Here is an 18,043-nt window from a genome sequence, read left to right as displayed (position 1 = left end):
CGCGCCTTCAAAGCGTGCTTTTTTAATGCCCTATTTCTTCGCTTTCGTAAGCGCTTCGTAAGCCTGCTGCGCTTCTTTATCCGCCGGTTCACTCCGCATGAGCGAACGGCGCAGATCCGCATCCTTCACCCACCGGTATACCCACGAAAAGCCCCAATTTCCGTGATAATGCAATGGCAGCCGATAAGCCGCATCGGTCATAGCTTCCGCCAAACTGATCATCCGGTATTCCTTTTCTTTCAGTTTTTGTATCAAAACCGGCAGGTAATCGGTATTGAGCCGGTTGTCGTGGCAAAGGTAAATCTGCCTGACCGGCGCGCCCGTCACTTTTACCGCCACATGCTCAAAATGATCGAACAGTTTCAGGCTGAGATCGACATAGCGGTCACCGATCGATTTTGCTTCGGCGGTGTTTCCTTCCGCCAATGCTTTTTCATAAAGCTGCGAAAAAAGCCAGTCTTCACTCTCGACCGTGTACGGGGCTGAAATGTAATGATGCTCCGTCAAAAACTGCTGCATTTGTGCTTGTGCCGAGCTGTCTTTACCCATTCCATTAAATGGAAACCGGAAATATTCCAGCTTCTTACCCGCCGTTTCCGCCATTTTTCGCGACAGTTCTTCGCCTTTCAATACCTCATCTTTGAATGCTTCAAAACCGACCTCACCATAATTCGGATGCGAATAGCTATGATTTCCAACCGTTACATTGGGTCGGGATATCCAGGTTTGAAGCAGTTTTTTATTGGTCTCAAATGCCGTATTCTGCTTTAAATTCGCTTCGTTAATAAAGATTGCAACGGGCAAATTCAGCGAATCGAGTTTTTTTAGCAGGCCTGATGAATTACCATCCGCCGAATATAAATGTACGTTCGGCACATCGTCGATCGTGATGGCCACGCTCCGCTCCTGTGCGACGGCGTACGATGCATACGCGCACAGGAGCCATGCCAGCAATGGTACCCGCACGGCTCGCAGGCATTGGTCACCGTGCGAATGCATCTTTACGAAAAGCCAGAACTTTCTCATGCCTTGCCCGGAACGCGTTCACGCGCCTGCCGTTCGATCATCCATTGCGGATATTCGGGTTTCAATGCGCTGATTTTGTTCAATTGTTCCAGCTCGTCCGCCGTGAGTTCCACATTCGTGGCGGCAATGTTATCGGCCAGTTGCTCCGGCTTTTTGGCACCGATAATCACGCTGGTGACGCTCGACTGGTGCAGCAGCCACGCCAGGGCAATTTGCGCCACAGATACGCCGTGCGCCTGCGCAATAGGCTGGATCGCATCGATGATATCGTATGCCTTCTCTTTGTCCACCGGTGGAAAATCAAAGTTATCACGGCGGTTTTCCCCGCTGGACTCGCTGGTACGGGTATATTTGCCGGACAGAAAACCGCCCGCCAGAGGGCTCCAAGGCATCAGGCCCAGGTTCTGGTCTTTTATCATTGGGATCAGTTCGCGTTCCAGGTCGCGCCCGGCAATGGTGTAGTAATGCTGGCAGGCCACGAATTTGGTCCAGCCGTTTTTCCCGGCAATGCCGTTTGCTTTCATGATTTGCCAGGCAGCATGGTTGCTCACGCCCAGGTAACGCACCTTGCCCGAACGCACCACGTCTTCCAGGCCGCGCATCGTCTCTTCAAGCGACGTTTCCACGTCCACACCATGAATGTAGAACAGATCGATGTGGTCGGAGCCGAGGCGGACAAGGCTTTCATTCACCGAATCCATGATATGCAACCGCGAAAGCCCTACCTGATTGGCGCCCGGCGCCATACGGCCACGCGCTTTAGTAGCGATAAACACATCGCTCCGTTTCACACCAAGCGTCCGGAACGACTGCCCGAGAATCTCCTCCGATTTGCCATAGGAATAAACATTGGCCGTATCGAAGAAATTAATGCCCGCGTCGAGCGCCGTTTTCACCAACGCCGTGCCCTCGTCCTGCTGCACTTTTCCAATTACTTCAAAATATCCATCGCCGCCGAAAGTCATCGTCCCGAAGCAGAGCTCGGAAACGAGCACGCCGGTATTGCCCAAAAAATTGTACTTCATGCGTCCAGCGGTTAGTGTTATTCAAACAAATCTTCCGACCGTTCCAGCATCAATATCGACGACTGCGGCACGATCACATATTTCTGTCCGTCATATTCCAGATCGATGGCATTGCGCTGGAGATAAATCGCCAGATCGCCTTCCTTCGATTGGAGCGGCATATATTTCACTTTTTCTTCCGTTTCTTTCCACGGCTCTTCCTCCACGGCCACGGGAATGGGATAGCCGGGCCCCACCTTGATCACATAGCCGGATTGAACCTGCTCTTTTTCGGTGACGGTCGGCGGCAGGTACAGGCCGCTGTTGGTTCGGTCGCTAGGGCTTTTGGGACGGATCAGAACACGATCCCCTACTACGATCAGGCTTTTGAGCCTGTTGTCGGATGTTACTTCGTACATGGAAAATTGATACTTAAATCGGTAATAAGATCGTCGGGTCGACCTTCAAAAACTGGTAACAAATAAATAAGAGCAAATGTTTGCCGCTTTCTCCTTCCTTTTAAAACTGGAAGTAGATGAACTGGTTTTCCGAAACGACGCCCAGGAAATAGTTGGCCAGCAGGATCAGCGGAAACAGGATGAAGAACACGGTGGTGCTCCGGGTGGGTATTTTCAGATAAAAATGCTCCTTCACGAGCAGGAAAATGATCAGAAACACGCAGAACCACATTTCGACATGGTTCATAGGCGTTTGCAGCGGCTCCGCAAACGAGAAACCGGCCATTTTTTCCAGGATCAGGAACGATCGGCCGACGGGCGCCTTGTGGTTTCGGAAAAACACCCAGGTAATGGTCACGAGCACGAAGGTAAAAATGACGTTCAGGCCGTTTATCAATGCATTTTTGGGCATTTCAATACCTGCCTGTTTGAGCCACTTATCGCGCAGGGAAGCTGCTACCTGGTAAAAACCATGGAGCGCGCCCCAGATCACGTAGTTCCAGCTCGCTCCGTGCCAAAGCCCGCTTACGAGGAACACGATAAACTGGTTACGGTATTTGGTCCATTCACCCTTCCGGTTTCCGCCCAGGGGAATGTAGAGGTAATCTTTGAACCACGACGAAAGCGAGATGTGCCACCGGCCCCAGAACTCCGAAATCGATTTGGAAATATAAGGTGTTTTAAAGTTTTCCATCAGCGTGAAACCCATCACGCGGGCGGCACCAATGGCGATGTCGGAATAGCCGGAAAAATCGCAGTAGATCTGAAACGCGAAGAAAACCGTGGCGACGATGAGCGTTAGTCCGTTGTGGTCGGCGGGATTGTTATAAGCTTGGTCCACAAGCATTACGAGGCGGTCGGCGATCACCATTTTCTTGAAAAACCCGAATGCCATTTGCATTAAACCCTCCTTTACCTGCTCGAAATCGTATTTAAAAAACGAGTGGTACTGGAAAAGCATGTTCTGCGGACGCTCGATAGGACCTGCCACGAGCTGTGGGTAAAACATCACATACAGCGCGTAGATCCCGAAATGCCGCTCGGCAGCCTGGTTACCGCGGTACACCTCGATGGTGTAGCTCATCGCCTGGAACGTGTGGAACGACAAACCGATCGGTAGCAGCAACGCGCCGCTTCCGGTCGTCATCCACTCGGCGATGGGGCCGGGAATGAGGCGGGTGAATGCCGGGAACATCGGCCGTAAATGCAGGTTCGCGAGAATGGTATTCACCGAATCCTGCACGAAATCGTAATATTTGAAGAATGCGAGGATACCGATGTTGGAGATCAAACTGATTACAAGCAGCAGTTTTTTCTGCTTCTGCTCCTGCGATTTTTCAATCCAGATCCCCGCGTAATAGTCGATAATGATGGTTCCGAACAGGATCAGGATGAATACCGGTTTGAAAACCATATAAAAGTAGCAGCTCGTTGCGAGCAAAAGCACCCAACGGCCGGTCCACGACAAGCTGAAATACGCCAGCGTGACTACTATAAAGAAAATCGCAAATTGAATCGAATGAAAATCCATCAGGTCAAATGTACTCCCGGTTGACTATTTCCTCTTTGATAATGAACAGGGGACGGTTTTTGGATTGAAAAAAAATCCGGAGCACATATTCTCCAATAATGCCCAGCGCGAGCAACTGCACGCCGCTAAACAGGATAATGACAAACAACAGGGCCGCAAAACCTTCGATCACGTGTGCAAAAAACAGCTTTTTGAGCACCACCGTCGCGAAATAGATCAGCGAAATGACGATGGCCGCCATGCCCACACGGCTCATGAATTTGATCGGGAATTCACTAAAATTGAATATCCCGTTGTAAGCCAGCCTGAAAAGCTGCTTGAACGAGTATTTCGACTCGCCCGCCGCCCGCGCATCGCGCTCATATTCATAGCCGATCTGCTTGAAACCAATCCACGAGCGCATGCCGCGCAGGTAGCGGCTTTCCTCCGGCATTTTATTTAAAACATCCACCACCCTACGGCTGATCAATGCGAAATCGCCGCTGTCGAGCGGGATGTCCACATAAGAAATCGAGCGGAGAATGCGGTAAAACCAATAATAACCCATTCGCTTGACAAAACCCTCTTTCCGCTTCTTGCGTACGGCGTAAACGACGTCGTTGCCTTCCTTCAACAATTTGTAAAATTCCGGCAAAAGCTCCGGCGGGTCCTGCAAATCGCCATCGATCACGAAAAGCGCTTCCGTTCCGCGGGCCGCCGAAATGCCGGCCGTCAACGCGAGCTGGTGCCCGTGGTTGCGGGAAAGAAAAACACCGTGATAACGCTCGTCCATCAATGCCACCTGCCTGATTTTAAGCGCAGTATCATCTCTACTCCCGTCGTCGATCAGCACCACCTCGATGGACAGCGGACTGGCGTCCATCAATGCGTTGATACGTTGAACCAGCAGCGGGAACGTCTCAGATTCATTATATAGCGGCGCGACGATTGAAATTTGAGGAGTTTTCAATTTGCTGAGTTTTTCAATGACCAATGGCGGCAAAAATACACCTTTCGGTGCATTATCGAAATTTTCTATTATTTAAGGTATTGTCACTTTTCCAAGAATGCCACCCTTCAAAGCGCTTCCTTCCACATTCACGATACCGAGATCGTACGTACCCGGCAGCAGCGATGAATGCGGTATTTCAATGTCGAAACCTTTGTCGTACTGCCTGAAAAAGTTGCGTCCGGTGTAGGCGTGCGGCTCCATTTTGAAAAAATACAATCGCTCGGCGTTCCGGATGAATGCATATTCACCATGGTCGCGGATGGGCGAAATCCTGCCTTCCGGGTCGTTGACGTAAATGCCTTTCTCGCGGTGCACCACCGTAACCTGACGTTCAACGGGAAATGCGGTGGTGAGTGCATTCACCTGCCGCCCCAGCTCCTGCCCTTCCTTTGGATAACTGTAAACACCCATTTGCACAAGCTGCTTCATCAGCGTATCCACATATTTCGCGCTTTCCGAATAGGGCACGTGACCCAATCCGAAGCCGTTGAATTGCTGGTTGTAGCCATTTACCGTGTAATATTTCCGGCGTTCCGAAATAACCGGCAGGTTGGTGTAAATGGATATACCCCAAATGGCGAGGCTGATCAGTGCGGCCGCCTGCCACGCACGCTTGCGCGCGTGATGGTTTTGGGTTGAAACGATAAATGATAAATAGGTAGCAATGAGGAATAGCGCCGGATAGATTTTGTAATTGCTCACGATCATCACGAAAAACCCGAACCTCGGCCGCAAAAGCCCGATTACCAGCGCTTCTACAAGCAAAAAGCTGAAAATGCCGACCAAAAATGCACTCAGGTTGCCCGCATGATCTTTTTGAAGCGGCGCCGGATTGTTTTTGAACATTCCGAAAGTTTTGCCCAGCCACGGAGTAACCTGCCGCCAAAGCCAGATCACCACCCAGATCATCGCCACAAAAGCCATGAACACCGGCAATGCGGAGCGCACGACGATGCTTTTTTGAGGAAAGAAATCGAACAGTCCGCCCAGGAATGCAAAAAAGCCGAGCACCGACAAGTGCGGATATTTGGCAAAAAACGCAAAACTGGACTCATTACCCTGCGCCGACATGCCGTAGAAATACAGCCCAACCGCCACAATGCCCACCACGATCCACGCCGCCAACTGCTTGTATTGTGAGCGCAAAACCAGCACCACCACGCCCGCCGGCCACACGAAAATGCCGCTGCTCATCGCATATGTGGCGCATACGCCCGCGAGCAATGCTCCAGCGAAGCGCTTTCCCGAAAGCAAAAACATGGATAGCACCACGAAAAACACCACCGGCTCATGCTGCCAGCCGCAAATCGCCCACAGGAATATGAGGTGATATTGCAATTGGAATAACAAAAACGGAATGGGCAGGAAATACCAGCCGCTGAGCTCCGACCGCCTGAATGCCCGCCAGAACACCGCCAGCGTGCCTAATGTAAAAAGCGCCGCACCAATGTGCAGGAATGTAAAATTGAGATGCCCGGTAATCCAATAGTAGAGCAGCGTGGCGAGCTTGCCTACTACCATCCGGTGTTCGTTATTGGGCTGGAAAAGCAGTTTCAACCGTTCCGGCAATGCATCGCTGCTGATCCACTTATGCAGGAAATCGGGGAACGGGTCGAAATCGTCGTACCAGGGCAGATTCACCGAATAGTACAGGATCACGGCTACCCAAAACACGACCGGCAGCGCCATTACCAGGAAGAGAAGCGGCCTTTTATTGCTGTTGTCCACCTTCTGTATCTTTCATGTAAATGGCCTCTTTGCCAAAATAACCCGCCGTGCATTTGTTCCACCAATGGTCGGGATTGGTTTTAATATCATCGTCAAGGAAGATCGACATCGGTTTGGAACGCACCGGCGGCAGGTACAGAATGTCTTCCTGTGAATTTTTGATCAATGCGTAGCGCTGGTACATTTCTTTGTCGAATGCTGCCGCACGGCCTTTCAGCAAGTCGCCGTATATCATTTTCACATTACTACTTCCAAAAAACGATACGCCTACCGACACCAGCAGCACCGCATAAACTACGCCATACCGCACGGTGGAGGATGGCAGGAAATTGATCTTCCGCTGTTTGAAATAGTGAAAAATAACACCGACGACATAAAACCAGCCGATCAGGAAAAAGAAATATACGCAGTTGATCACCCGCGGCGTAGGCTCGATGCCCACTCCGTAATAGGAAGGGAACAACTGCGCCGAAAGCACGCCGATGAAGAGCAGCACCGCGTACCAAACCGGAATGGAGAAGTAATTACGGGCGCCTTCCGAGAGTCGCGAAAGCACGAAAATCCACGCCAGTGTGAAGAATATCAGCGGGGTACGAAAAACCCAGTCGAAACCCAGGAACGCCAGCTTTGCAAACGACGAAGTGAGCGAGAACGGAATGTTGCCGCCGAGCGGGTTACCACCGATACGCGCCGCATTGCCCGGTGATGCAAAATAGAAATAGCACGAAAGCGCCGTCACCACCGCCATCGAAATCATGAATGCATCCACTTTACGATGGAAGAGCACGCGGTAACCAAGCCACGCGCCCACGAGCAGCACCATAATGAGCAGGTTGGTTTCGCTGCTGCCGATCACGGCAAAGATCAGAAATGCCGACAGTGCGCCTACAAATAGCTTGGCCGGCTGGGTATCCTGACGGTACCAGCGCAATACAAGCACAATCCAGAGCAATGTGAGAATGTTCGGCACGGTATAGGTCACAAATGCCGCCATCCAGTAGAATGCTTCCGAAATGCTCATCATTTTGAGGATGTAGAGGAAGAAAACCACACCTGCAAAGCCCAGATGCGCCAGTCGCGACAAGGTGGGCGTAAGATGCCGGAACAGGCTGTACAATGCGAACACCATTCCCGCCAGCAAAACTACCGGCAGAATTTTGAACCCGGCAATGGAATGAAAGAGCAGCGGACTGGTGTGGTTGAGGAAAATGCCGAAATAGCGGCCTGTCCATTCGGTGTAATAGAGCTTCATCGCTTCGAACCAGCCTATTTTGAACACCGTAAAAATGTAACAGAAGTCATCCGCCGGCGAAGGGTGATTGAAATACGAAAGCGCCAGGAGCGGCACCAGCATGGTCAGCATGAGCAGAATGTTGATCCAGTTGCCAACAACGCGGTATTTTCTATAAAATCTATTCATTGACAATTTTTTCTATGATATAGCGTGGGCGGCCTTTTACCTCTTCATAAATCTTGCCGATATACTCGCCGATCAGGCCAAGCGCCATCATATTGAATCCGCTGAAAAACGTTAGCGGCAGCATGGTCGACGTCCAGCCCGGCACGGTGCGGCCAATCAGGAAAGAAAAAAGGATGTACACCACGATCAGCATCGCGATAAAGAAATTGACAAACCCGAAATACAGCACCAGCCGCATCGGGAATGTGGAAAACGAGGTAATGCCGTTCCAGGCGAAAAGCAGCATTTTGCTGAGCGGGTATTTCGTTTCGCCGGCCTCGCGTTCGAGGCGGCTGTAAAATACCTTTTCATTTTTAAAACCTATGAGCGGTACAATGCCGCGGAGAAACATATTGATCTCCCGGAAGTTTCCGAGCTCTTTGAGAACGCGCTGGTCCATCAAACGGAAATCGGCATGGTTGAAAACCACCGGCACGCCCATTTTTTGCATTAATACATAAAATCCCTCGGCAGTGGAGCGCTTGAACCACGAATCAGAACTGCGGTCGGAGCGGACGCCGTACACGATGCGCGCGCCCTCGCGGTGCTTTTCGATCATGGCCGTAATGGCGTTGATATCGTCCTGCAAGTCGGCGTCGATGGTGATAAAGCAGTCGTAATCGTTCACGTGCTGTTCCAAACCGGCCATAATGGCGCTCTGGTGGCCAAAATTGCGCGAAAGCCCTACGCCGATCACGCTCGCGTCTTTGGCGGCCAGCTCTTCGATGATCTGCCAGGTTTTGTCCCGGCTGCCGTCGTTTACAAAACAGATGCGACTGTCCTCCGCAATGAGGCCCTGCTCCTTGATGCCGTTGTAGTAGGTGTTTAATTTAGCATACGTCCGGTACAAGATCGCCTCTTCGTTGTAGCATGGTATGACTAAAAGTAAACGAGCTGGATTCATAAGTCACCCTGTTGGTTGAATCGACAAAAATAGCAGTAATAAGTTAATATGCTCCTTTTCATAGTGGCCGGTCAGGTATTAAGTACTATTTACCGGCCTCAATTATTTTGCGGCGTCAGGAGAAAATCCTGGCACCGGCATGGTTACCTGGGCAACGTTTTGTAAAGCAACACGCCGATCGCCGAAAACACTATGTTCGGCAGCCACACGGCAAAAAGTGTGTTAATGGTTCCCGCCTCGGCGACGCCCTTGGACAGCAAAAAGAACAGGATGTAAATGAATGCCAGCATAAAACCGAGTGCAATCTGCCAGCCCACACCCCGCCTGCTTTTCCGGGCCGAAACGATCACACCGATGGCCGTCAGGATCAGGATCGCGAACGGCTGCGTGAACCGCGTATATTTTTCGATGAGATACACTTCCAGACCGTCCGCGCCGCGGCTCTTCAGCAAATCAATGTAGGCATTGAGCTCCGGTAATGTGAAAGTTTCGAACAGGTTATAATCACTTTCGAAATCTTTGGGTGATAAATTAATGGTCGTATCGATCTCCGTGCCACGGCTCAGGCGCTCGCCCAGGCTGTCGAGCGTGCGCACCTGGTAGTTTTGCAGCGTCCATTTGCCCTTTTTGGGCTGCCACACGATCTTGTCGGCGTAAAACTTTTGAAGCAGTTTCGTGCCTTTGATCGTCTCCATCGTGAACTTGTTGCCCGTTTGCGTGGTGGTGTTATAGCTTTCGAGGTAGGCGTACACGTCGGGCGCGATGGTAATGTGCACGTTATGCCCGCTGAAATAGAACTCGTTTTTTACATAAGTTTTCTCAAAACTGTTGCGGATCTTATTGGCTTTGGGCAGCACCCAGCCTACCTGGATGAAGGTGAGGATACCCAGCACCACCGCGCCGGCCATGTAGGGCCGCAGCATCCGTCCGAAACTGATCCCGCTGCTCAGCATGGCGATAATCTCCGTCCGGGCCGCAATGCGCGAGGTGAAGAACACCGTGGCGATGAACACCATCAGCGGACTGATGTAATTGATCCAGTAGGGAATCAGATTGAGGTAATAATCGATGATGATCTCGCGGAGCGGGGCCTTTTTGTCGAGAAAGTCGTCTACCTTTTCGGTATAGTCGATCATACAGATGATCAGTACGATGACGAACGCCACGAACACATAGGTAATCAGGAAGTTTTTGATCAGGTACCGATCGAGGATCTTGAATTTCATGGCTGGTTAGGGTCTCATCGGCGCTGTACCAGCAGGTTTTTAGACACTTCGAGACTGATAAACAACGTCGGGCCGCCGTTAATCTGTACGGACGCCGACTTGTCGTATTCATTTATTTCCTTCATCTCAATCACCGCCCCTAGCGTAATACCCGACCGATCAAGGTGTTGCAGGAACGACGGTGCATGGTCGAGCACCCCCATCATTAACACTTTTTCACCAACCTGCACGTCGGTCAGGATCAGGTAATCGGGTTCGGTAAGGTTTCCTTTGGCATCCGGAATGGGGTCGCCGTGGGGATCGAACTTGGGATGGCCCAGGAAAGCATCGAGCTTTTCCACCAGCACTTCCGACGGAATATGTTCCAGTTCCTCGGCAATGTCGTGCACTTCGTCCCAGCCGAAGCCCAGCTTTTCAACGAGAAAAACCTCCCACAAGCGATGCTTGCGGATCACTTTGATCGCCACCTTCTCCCCGCTCTCGGTGAGCGTCACACCCTGGTATTTTTTATAGTGTATCAATCCCTTTTCAGCCAGCTTACGCAGCATGTCGGTCACCGACGCCGCGCGGGTGGATGTGCTTTCGGCCAGCGCGTTGGTGCTCACCTCCACTCCTTCGCGTCCCGAAAGTGCATGGATGATCTTTAAATAATTTTCTTCTGTGAAGGAATTCTGCATGCCCGTAAGCCCCGGTTACCAATCTTGAATATCCGGCAAAAGTACGACTTCCTGTTTGTAAAATAAAAAATTTAGACTAACCTAAAAATATATTCAGAATTTCCTTATATTTGTTTTCAGAATTCTAAATTGTTTATTTCGGAGACTAAGGGAATGATTGACGATTTCAAAATAGATAAATCCTTGCAAGAGAAAGCACCCGAAGACGGCGATCGGCTCCGCTCGCTGTCCGAAGTTCACTCCTCTATTTCCGTGCCGGAAGGAGCCGGTTTCTGGAAAAAAATGGCTGCATTCGCCGGCCCGGGGCTGATGGTGGCCGTTGGATACATCGATCCGGGCAACTGGGCTACCGATATTGAAGGCGGTTCCCGGTTTGGTTACACGCTGCTTTCAGTGATCCTTATTTCAAACCTGTTTGCGATGCTTTTGCAGCATTTGTCGCTCAAACTCGGCATCGCATCCGGCCGCGACCTTGCACAGGCCTGCCGCGATTATTATTCCCGTCCCGTTTCCTTCGTGCTTTGGGTACTGTCCGAAATCGCCATTGCCGCCACCGACCTTGCGGAAGTAATCGGTTCGGCCATTGCATTAAACCTGCTTTTCGGGCTGCCATTGCCGGTGGGTGTGCTGTTTACGGCATTCGATGTGCTCCTTGTCCTGTATTTCCAGCAAAAAGGCTTCCGCATTATCGAGAGCATTGTAGCCGGGCTGATGGGCATTATCCTGCTGAGCTTTTTGTATGAAATGATCGTGTCACAGCCCTCGCTGGCCGGCATTATGGGCGGATTGTTACCTAAGAAAGAGATCGTGACCGATCCGGGTATGCTTTACATTGCCATCGGTATCCTCGGCGCGACGGTCATGCCGCATAACCTCTACCTGCATTCCAGCATTGTACAAACCCGCAATTTCAGGAAAGACGATGAAGGCAAACGCACGGCGATCAAATTTGCCACCATCGACTCGACCGTTTCGCTGGCTTTGGCATTTTTCATCAATGGCTCCATCCTCATCCTGGCCGCCACGGCATTCCACGCCAACGGCCATTTCGAAATCGCCGACATTACCGACGCCTATCACCTGCTCGATCCCGTTTTGGGTGTGAGCCTGGCAGGAATATTCTTCGCATTGGCATTGCTGGCATCCGGCCAGAGCTCCACGCTCACCGGCACGCTCGCGGGGCAGATTGTCATGGAAGGCTTTCTCAACATCCGTTTGAAACCCTGGGTGCGCCGCTTGCTCACCCGCGGTATTGCCATCATCCCCGCGCTCATTGTCTCGTCCCTGTACGGCGAACGCGGCACAGCTGAGCTGCTTGTGCTTAGCCAGGTGATTCTCTCCCTGCAACTGAGCTTTGCCGTGGTGCCGTTGGTATTCTTTACCTCAAACAGCCAAATTATGGGCCGGTTCGCCAATTCGCGTGCATTGACGGCCATTAGCTGGGTCATTGCGCTGATTATTATCGGGTTAAATGGCTACCTGCTGTTCAACACTTTTACCGCTTAGTGTCGGCCTGACAAATTAAATTTGTATGCTCTAATACCTTCTTTGCAAGCCGTTTCCTAACTTTCGCCGTTTTATATGAAAGGTGGATGGAATCAAAACACAAAGTTGACAAGGTAACGGCTGCCGGACTTCTGGTGGCGTTCGGCATTATATATGGCGACATTGGTACGTCGCCGCTTTATGTAATGCAGGCGATTATCATGAATGAGCCCATCACCGAAGAAATTATCTACGGGGCTATTTCGTGTATCTTCTGGACGCTCACGCTTCAAACCACCGTGAAATACGTGATTCTCATCCTCCGGGCCGACAACCGCGGCGAGGGAGGGATTTTCGCGTTGTATGCGCTCGTACGCAAGCATGCGAAGTGGCTCACGGTGCCGGCCGTTATCGGCGGAAGTACGCTGCTCGCCGACGGGGTCATTACGCCGCCCATTTCCGTATCGTCGGCGGTGGAAGGCTTGCAGCTGTTATATCCTAATATTCAGACCGTTCCGATCGTCATTGCCATTCTCACGATGATCTTCATCATCCAGGCGTTCGGTACCAAAGTGGTGGGACGTGCATTCGGGCCGCTGATGGTCACGTGGTTCGTAATGCTGGGCGTACTCGGTCTGAACCAGATCAAAGACCACCCCGAAATCCTCAAAGCACTGAACCCGATGTACGGTTTCGACCTGCTTACCAAGCATCCCGGCGGTTTCTGGATGCTCGGCGCGGTGTTTTTGTGTACCACAGGTGCCGAAGCATTGTATTCCGATCTCGGACATTGCGGCCGTGAGAACATCCGCATCAGCTGGATTTTCGTTAAAATTTGTTTGATACTCAACTACTTCGGCCAGGGTGCGTGGCTGATCACCGAAATGGGCAACCTGCTTGATGCGCGGAAGCCATTTTACGAAATTATGCCCGAATGGTGGCTGCTGCCGGGCGTCGTCATCGCGACATTAGCGGCCATTATCGCCAGCCAGGCGGTTATCACCGGCTCATTCACACTGATTTCCGAAGCCATCCGTCTCAATTTCTGGCCCAAAGTACGCCTCATCTATCCCAGCGACCAGAAAGGCCAGCTCTACGTGCCGAGCATCAACTGGCTCCTCTGGCTCGGCTGCTGCGGCGTGGTGCTGTTTTTCCAGAAATCGTCGAACATGGAAGCCGCGTACGGCCTTGCCATTACGCTTACGATGATTATGACTACGATCCTGTTCTCCTATTATTTGTATATCAAACGGGTGAACCTCTGGATTGTGATCGTGTTCATGCTGCTATACTTATTCATCGAGGGCATGTTCCTCGGCGCTAACCTGCTGAAATTCACGCACGGCGGCTGGTTTACGATCATGGTCGGAACAATTGTTGCGGGACTGATGGCCGTGTGGCTCAAAGCATTTTACATCAAGCTCAGGCTCACCGAATACACCAAGCTGGAAAAATACCTGCCTGCATTGCACGAGCTGAGCCGCGACATCAGTATTCCCAAATACACGACGCACCTCGTTTTCATGACCAACGCCTCGCGCGCAACGGAGATTGAAACGAAGGTCATTTACTCCATTTTCCAGAAGCGGCCGAAGCGCGCCGATGTGTACTGGTTTATCCACGTCGACATCACGGATGATCCTTACACAATGGAATACAAGGTGTTATCCGACGATGACAATAACGATAATGTAATCAAAATCAACTTCCGGCTCGGCTTCCGCGTCGACCAGCGGATCAATATGTTCTTCCGGAAAGTGGTGGAGGATATGGTACTGAACAAGGAAGTAGATATTACCAGCCGGTACGAATCATTGAGCAAACAGAACATTACCGGTGATTTCCGGTTTGTCGTCCTCGAAAGGTTCCTGTCGTTTGAAAACGACCTGCCATTCCTGGAACAGCTCGTTATGAAAACCTATTTCTTCGTAAAAGACTTCACGACGCCGGAGGATAAATGGTTCGGGCTGGACAGCAGTTCAGTGAAGATTGAGAAAGTGCCGCTGATTATCCGTCCGGTGGAAAACGTAAAGCTTCGACGCGTGTATAACTAAGCTGCATTCGCGGCTGCCGGAGCTTTTCCATAAATCTTGCCATTGAAACCGTGAAAGCACTTATGAACACGAAATGCGTGATTCATAAGTGCTTTCACTTTATACCTTTTTTGTGGCCAGTATTACTTCAAATACACCCCTTCCTCTGTCTCGCGGCTCAATACAACTTCCACATGCTCGGTGAGCGTGGTGCTCAACGAATACCCCACGTAATCGGCGTGGACGGGAAATTTGTGATGGCTGCGGTCAACGATCACAGCTACCTGCACCTTTTTCATAGGTACTTTCAGGAATGGCTCCAATGCGAATGCGAGGGTGCGGCCCGTGTTGAGCACGTCGTCGGCGACGATCACGACCTGGTTTTCCACGTTCAGGTCGCGGTCAAACAGGATCGGGCTTTGCTGGTGAATGTTTTTGTCGAAGCGCAATTCGATCAGCTGAGCGTCGAGCGGGGAAATTTCCGTCAATTCAGCGGTAAGGCGTTTGGCAAAAGCGAAACCTTCTCCGGCAATTCCGGCTATGATAATGCCTTTTTCCTCAAAATTCTGTTCGTATATTTCAAAAGCGATCCGGCGTATTTTCTGGCTCGTCTGGTGCGCGCTCAAAATCTGACGCCTGGATACCGTGTTGTTCTCGGTCATTGCGGGAATGGATAATTTAAAATCTTAGCAGCGGTAAAAATAACAAACCGCATGACTACTTCATAGCGCCGCGAAGTTCTTTAACCAATTCGCAAAAGTCAACTCGTGCAGCGGCAGTTCGAGGCTCACAATGCCCATTTCAACCTTCGCGGCACCGATCCGCTCCGTGCGGATTTCCATCAATGCCTTTTCATAGGGCTTCGGAAACTCGGGATGAGCCTGTATGCCGACCATATTTTCGCCCACCCGGAACATGCTAACGGGGCAATCCTGCGTTTCGGCAAGTAATGTGCTGTCAGGCGGCAATTCGATGACCTGGTCCTGGCACATCATCAGCAGATTAAACGACGGGCGGGCCGGCACCATCCATTCTTCGAGATTCAAAACCTGAAAGTTATGCACGCCCACACACCAACCCACGGCCGATTTCTGCACCTTCCCGCCCAAAGCCTCCGCCAGCATCTGGTGCCCGAAACAAACGCCCAGGTATTTTTTGCCGGCATCGTGAATTTCCTTCACAAAACCTTTCAACTGCTCAATCCAAGGCTCATCGTCGTAAACCGAAGATTTGGACCCCGTGCAAACATACACCTCGCATTCACCCACCGACCGCGGAAAATGTCCGTTGCACACATCATAAAATGTAAACTCCCACTCCGGCGCCACCTGTGCAAACAAGGCTGGAAACATCTCGCGATAATCGCCCGCAATCGGCAGCAGTTCCTCGCGCACATGGTCACATTCCAGTAAACCGACTTTTGTCATCTTATTCTTTACTTTTTATCAAAAAGCTGGCTCAGTTCGACGGTATAGTCAGGCAAGGTAACCGACGTAAGGGCCTGGCCCACGGTATACGGCCTCAATCCGGTGTACTTTTCATCCCTCAACACATACACGAGCACCACTTCATCGTTGGGTTCCACGAGCCAATATTCTTTCACGCCGGACTCTTCGTACACTTCGAACTTGTCATTCATTTCCTTCCTGGTGTTGCCGGGAGGAAGTATCTCAATTATCCAGTCCGGCGCGCCGATACAGCCTTTTTCATCTATTTTTCGCGGGTCACAAATCACCGAAATGTCCGGCTGGACCACGGTCAGAATTTCTTTGTCCGATTTCAGGTCAAACCTCGGAAGCCGCACGTCGAATGGCGCTGCAAAAACCTGGCAATCCTTATTTCTGAGCAGGTGCCATATTTCAGCGAAAAGCATCCCGGCAATTTTTTGATGTTTTGTCGCTGGCGCAGGCGACATTTTAAAGATCTTGCCTTTGATCAGTTCCAGGCGCTCTTTGAACTGCCATTTCAGGTAATCGGCATAGCTGTAAGTTCCATTTAAGTCGAGTGTGTCGATGCTGCTCATGTCTCAATTCGAATGATTTAGGATTAAAGATAGTCCATCAAACCAAGTTACCCTATTTTCAAATGAAAAGACTTAGGCCGTGTCAATGCTTCATAACCGACTACCGAAAGCGTACAGCCGCGGCCTGAATTTTTGACGCCCGTCCAGGCTAATGCCGGATCGAGGTAGTCGCAGCGGTTCATGAACCAGGTGCCGGTTTCGACCTGCTCGCCAATTTGCAATGCGGCGTCCACGTCCGAGGTCCAGATGGAAGCGGTGAGGCCGTACTGGCTGTCGTTCATGAGGCGAATAGCTTCCTCGTCGCTCGAAACGGGCATGATGCCGACTACCGGCGCGAAGGTTTCTTCCTGCATAATGTCCATCGAATGGTTCACATTCACAAGCACCTGCGGCGCGAGGTAAGGTGTGCCCGATTGGTGCGCAGGAAACAATGCAGGGTCGATCAACGCGGTGGCACCATTGGCAATGGCGTCGTCGATTTGTTTTTGTGCAAAATTGGCGGCTGATGTTCTCACCATCGGCCCTAATGTCGTTTCAGGATCACGCGGATCGCCGAGGACGTAGGTTTTGGTTAATGCTTCAAAGCCTTTGACAAAATCCTCATACACATCCTGATGCACATAAATGCGTTCGATGCCGCAGCACGATTGTCCCGAATTGAAGAACGAGCCATCCACAAGGTTTTCAACGGCATCGGCCAGGTTCGCATCCGCACGCACATAGGCGGGATCTTTTCCTCCCAACTCCAAACCACCAATGATAAAACGCTCATTAATAGCCTTTTGAACAGCATGACCACCTTCCACGGAACCGGTAAATGCCACATAGTCAACACGCGCGTCGCCGATCACCTGGGCCACCTGGTCGTGGCTTAGATGCAGATATTGAAATACACCCTCGGGTAAGCCGGCATATTCGAACGCCGCCGCGTAGCGCTCTGCACAAAGCGGCGTTTGCTGGGCGTGCTTCAAAATCACCGCATTGCCCGACATAATCGCGGGTATCACCGAGTTGACGGACGTCAAATAGGGATAATTCCACGGCGCCACCACGAATACGACACCCAGCGGATCGCGCTTCACAAATCGTTTAAAACCCGGAACCTCATCGACTTCCACTTCCGCCAGCGCCTTTTCGGCGACGGAAATCATGTAATTGGCCCGCTCCTGGAAACCACGGCGGATCTCGTTGGCGGTATAGCGCACAGGCCGGCCCATTTGCCATGTCAGTTCCAGGCCGATTTCGTCGGCATTGTTCAGGAAATATTCCAGCGCCTTCCGGCATACGGCCTCACGTTCGGCCAATGTCGATTTTTTCCATTCCTTTTGGGCTGCTACCGCTTTTTCCAAAGCAGCTTCCACAGCCGCCGGCGTCGCCAGCTCGCGCTCCACATACACGGAGCCGTCTATCGGGCTTATTGTTTTTTGGGTCATGATTAATGGGAGAAAAGGGAGGAAGGGGAAAATGGAGGAAGGGAATGCACCGGACTTTGAAAATC

At 51.3% G+C, this 18,043-nt stretch carries 16 protein-coding genes; 2 read left to right on the top strand and 14 right to left on the bottom strand.

Annotation, left to right across the window (positions count from 1 at the left end; all coding sequences use genetic code 11):
• Positions 1–30: 30 nt before the first annotated feature.
• From DFER_RS23340 to DFER_RS23295, 10 genes are all read right to left on the bottom strand, one after another.
• A complete protein-coding gene (locus tag DFER_RS23340; RefSeq protein WP_015814129.1) occupies positions 31–1,026 on the bottom strand; it encodes a polysaccharide deacetylase family protein in 996 nt (331 codons plus the stop codon).
• Positions 1,023–2,051 carry an aldo/keto reductase gene (locus DFER_RS23335; protein WP_015814128.1) on the bottom strand — a complete coding sequence of 343 codons (1,029 nt, stop codon included), beginning with the start codon at positions 2,049–2,051 and terminating at the stop codon, positions 1,023–1,025. Before DFER_RS23335 ends, DFER_RS23340 begins: the two co-directional genes overlap by 4 nt.
• Before the next feature lie 17 nt (positions 2,052–2,068).
• A complete protein-coding gene (locus DFER_RS23330) occupies positions 2,069–2,449 on the bottom strand; it encodes a co-chaperone GroES (RefSeq protein ID WP_015814127.1) in 381 nt (126 codons plus the stop codon).
• Between the two features lie 100 nt (positions 2,450–2,549).
• Positions 2,550–4,019, bottom strand: a complete 1,470-nt coding sequence (locus DFER_RS23325; RefSeq protein WP_015814126.1) for an MBOAT family O-acyltransferase — start codon at positions 4,017–4,019, stop codon at positions 2,550–2,552.
• A gap of 4 nt (positions 4,020–4,023) precedes the next feature.
• Entirely contained in the window at positions 4,024–4,968 is a 945-nt protein-coding gene (locus DFER_RS23320; RefSeq protein ID WP_015814125.1) for a glycosyltransferase family 2 protein, read from the bottom strand.
• A 72-nt stretch (positions 4,969–5,040) separates the two neighbouring features.
• Positions 5,041–6,738 carry a glycosyltransferase family protein gene (locus DFER_RS23315; RefSeq protein ID WP_041735464.1) on the bottom strand — a complete coding sequence of 566 codons (1,698 nt, stop codon included), beginning with the start codon at positions 6,736–6,738 and terminating at the stop codon, positions 5,041–5,043.
• Complete coding sequence (locus DFER_RS23310; protein ID WP_015814123.1) at positions 6,722–8,158, bottom strand: DUF6056 family protein; 1,437 nt, start codon at positions 8,156–8,158, stop codon at positions 6,722–6,724. Before DFER_RS23310 ends, DFER_RS23315 begins: the two co-directional genes overlap by 17 nt.
• Entirely contained in the window at positions 8,151–9,101 is a 951-nt protein-coding gene (locus DFER_RS23305) for a glycosyltransferase family 2 protein (RefSeq protein ID WP_015814122.1), read from the bottom strand. The genes DFER_RS23310 and DFER_RS23305 overlap by 8 nt, the downstream gene beginning before the upstream one ends.
• A 143-nt stretch (positions 9,102–9,244) precedes the next feature.
• A complete protein-coding gene (locus DFER_RS23300; protein WP_015814121.1) occupies positions 9,245–10,327 on the bottom strand; it encodes an LptF/LptG family permease in 1,083 nt (360 codons plus the stop codon).
• Positions 10,328–10,341: 14 nt separating this feature from the next.
• Positions 10,342–11,004, bottom strand: coding sequence for a metal-dependent transcriptional regulator (locus DFER_RS23295; RefSeq protein ID WP_015814120.1), 663 nt, complete (start codon positions 11,002–11,004; stop codon positions 10,342–10,344).
• Between the two features lie 153 nt (positions 11,005–11,157).
• Here DFER_RS23295 and DFER_RS23290 point away from each other — a divergent pair, with 153 nt between their 5' ends.
• Positions 11,158–12,510 (top strand): Nramp family divalent metal transporter, encoded by a 1,353-nt coding sequence (locus tag DFER_RS23290; protein WP_015814119.1) that lies wholly within the window; start codon positions 11,158–11,160, stop codon positions 12,508–12,510.
• Positions 12,511–12,596: 86 nt separating this feature from the next.
• Positions 12,597–14,543, top strand: coding sequence for a KUP/HAK/KT family potassium transporter (locus DFER_RS23285; RefSeq protein ID WP_015814118.1), 1,947 nt, complete (start codon positions 12,597–12,599; stop codon positions 14,541–14,543).
• Between the two features lie 122 nt (positions 14,544–14,665).
• Here DFER_RS23285 and DFER_RS23280 read toward each other — a convergent pair whose 3' ends face one another.
• Genes DFER_RS23280 through DFER_RS23265 form a run of 4 tightly spaced genes read right to left on the bottom strand, consistent with a single transcriptional unit; the run spans position 14,666 to position 17,978 of the window.
• Complete coding sequence (locus DFER_RS23280; RefSeq protein WP_015814117.1) at positions 14,666–15,184, bottom strand: phosphoribosyltransferase family protein; 519 nt, start codon at positions 15,182–15,184, stop codon at positions 14,666–14,668.
• Between the two features lie 60 nt (positions 15,185–15,244).
• Positions 15,245–15,949: a glutamine amidotransferase-related protein gene (locus DFER_RS23275; protein ID WP_015814116.1), complete on the bottom strand. Its 705-nt coding sequence runs from the start codon at positions 15,947–15,949 to the stop codon at positions 15,245–15,247.
• 8 nt (positions 15,950–15,957) lie between these two features.
• The gene (locus DFER_RS23270; RefSeq protein ID WP_015814115.1) at positions 15,958–16,545 is read right to left on the bottom strand and encodes a Uma2 family endonuclease; all 588 of its coding nucleotides are present in this window, start codon (positions 16,543–16,545) and stop codon (positions 15,958–15,960) included.
• A 47-nt stretch (positions 16,546–16,592) separates the two neighbouring features.
• Positions 16,593–17,978 (bottom strand): aldehyde dehydrogenase family protein, encoded by a 1,386-nt coding sequence (locus tag DFER_RS23265; protein ID WP_041735463.1) that lies wholly within the window; start codon positions 17,976–17,978, stop codon positions 16,593–16,595.
• Positions 17,979–18,043 lie beyond the last annotated feature (65 nt).

Source organism: Dyadobacter fermentans DSM 18053, assembly GCF_000023125.1.
Lineage (GTDB): Bacteria > Bacteroidota > Bacteroidia > Cytophagales > Spirosomataceae > Dyadobacter > Dyadobacter fermentans.
This window is presented reverse-complemented; position numbering and strand designations above follow the sequence as displayed.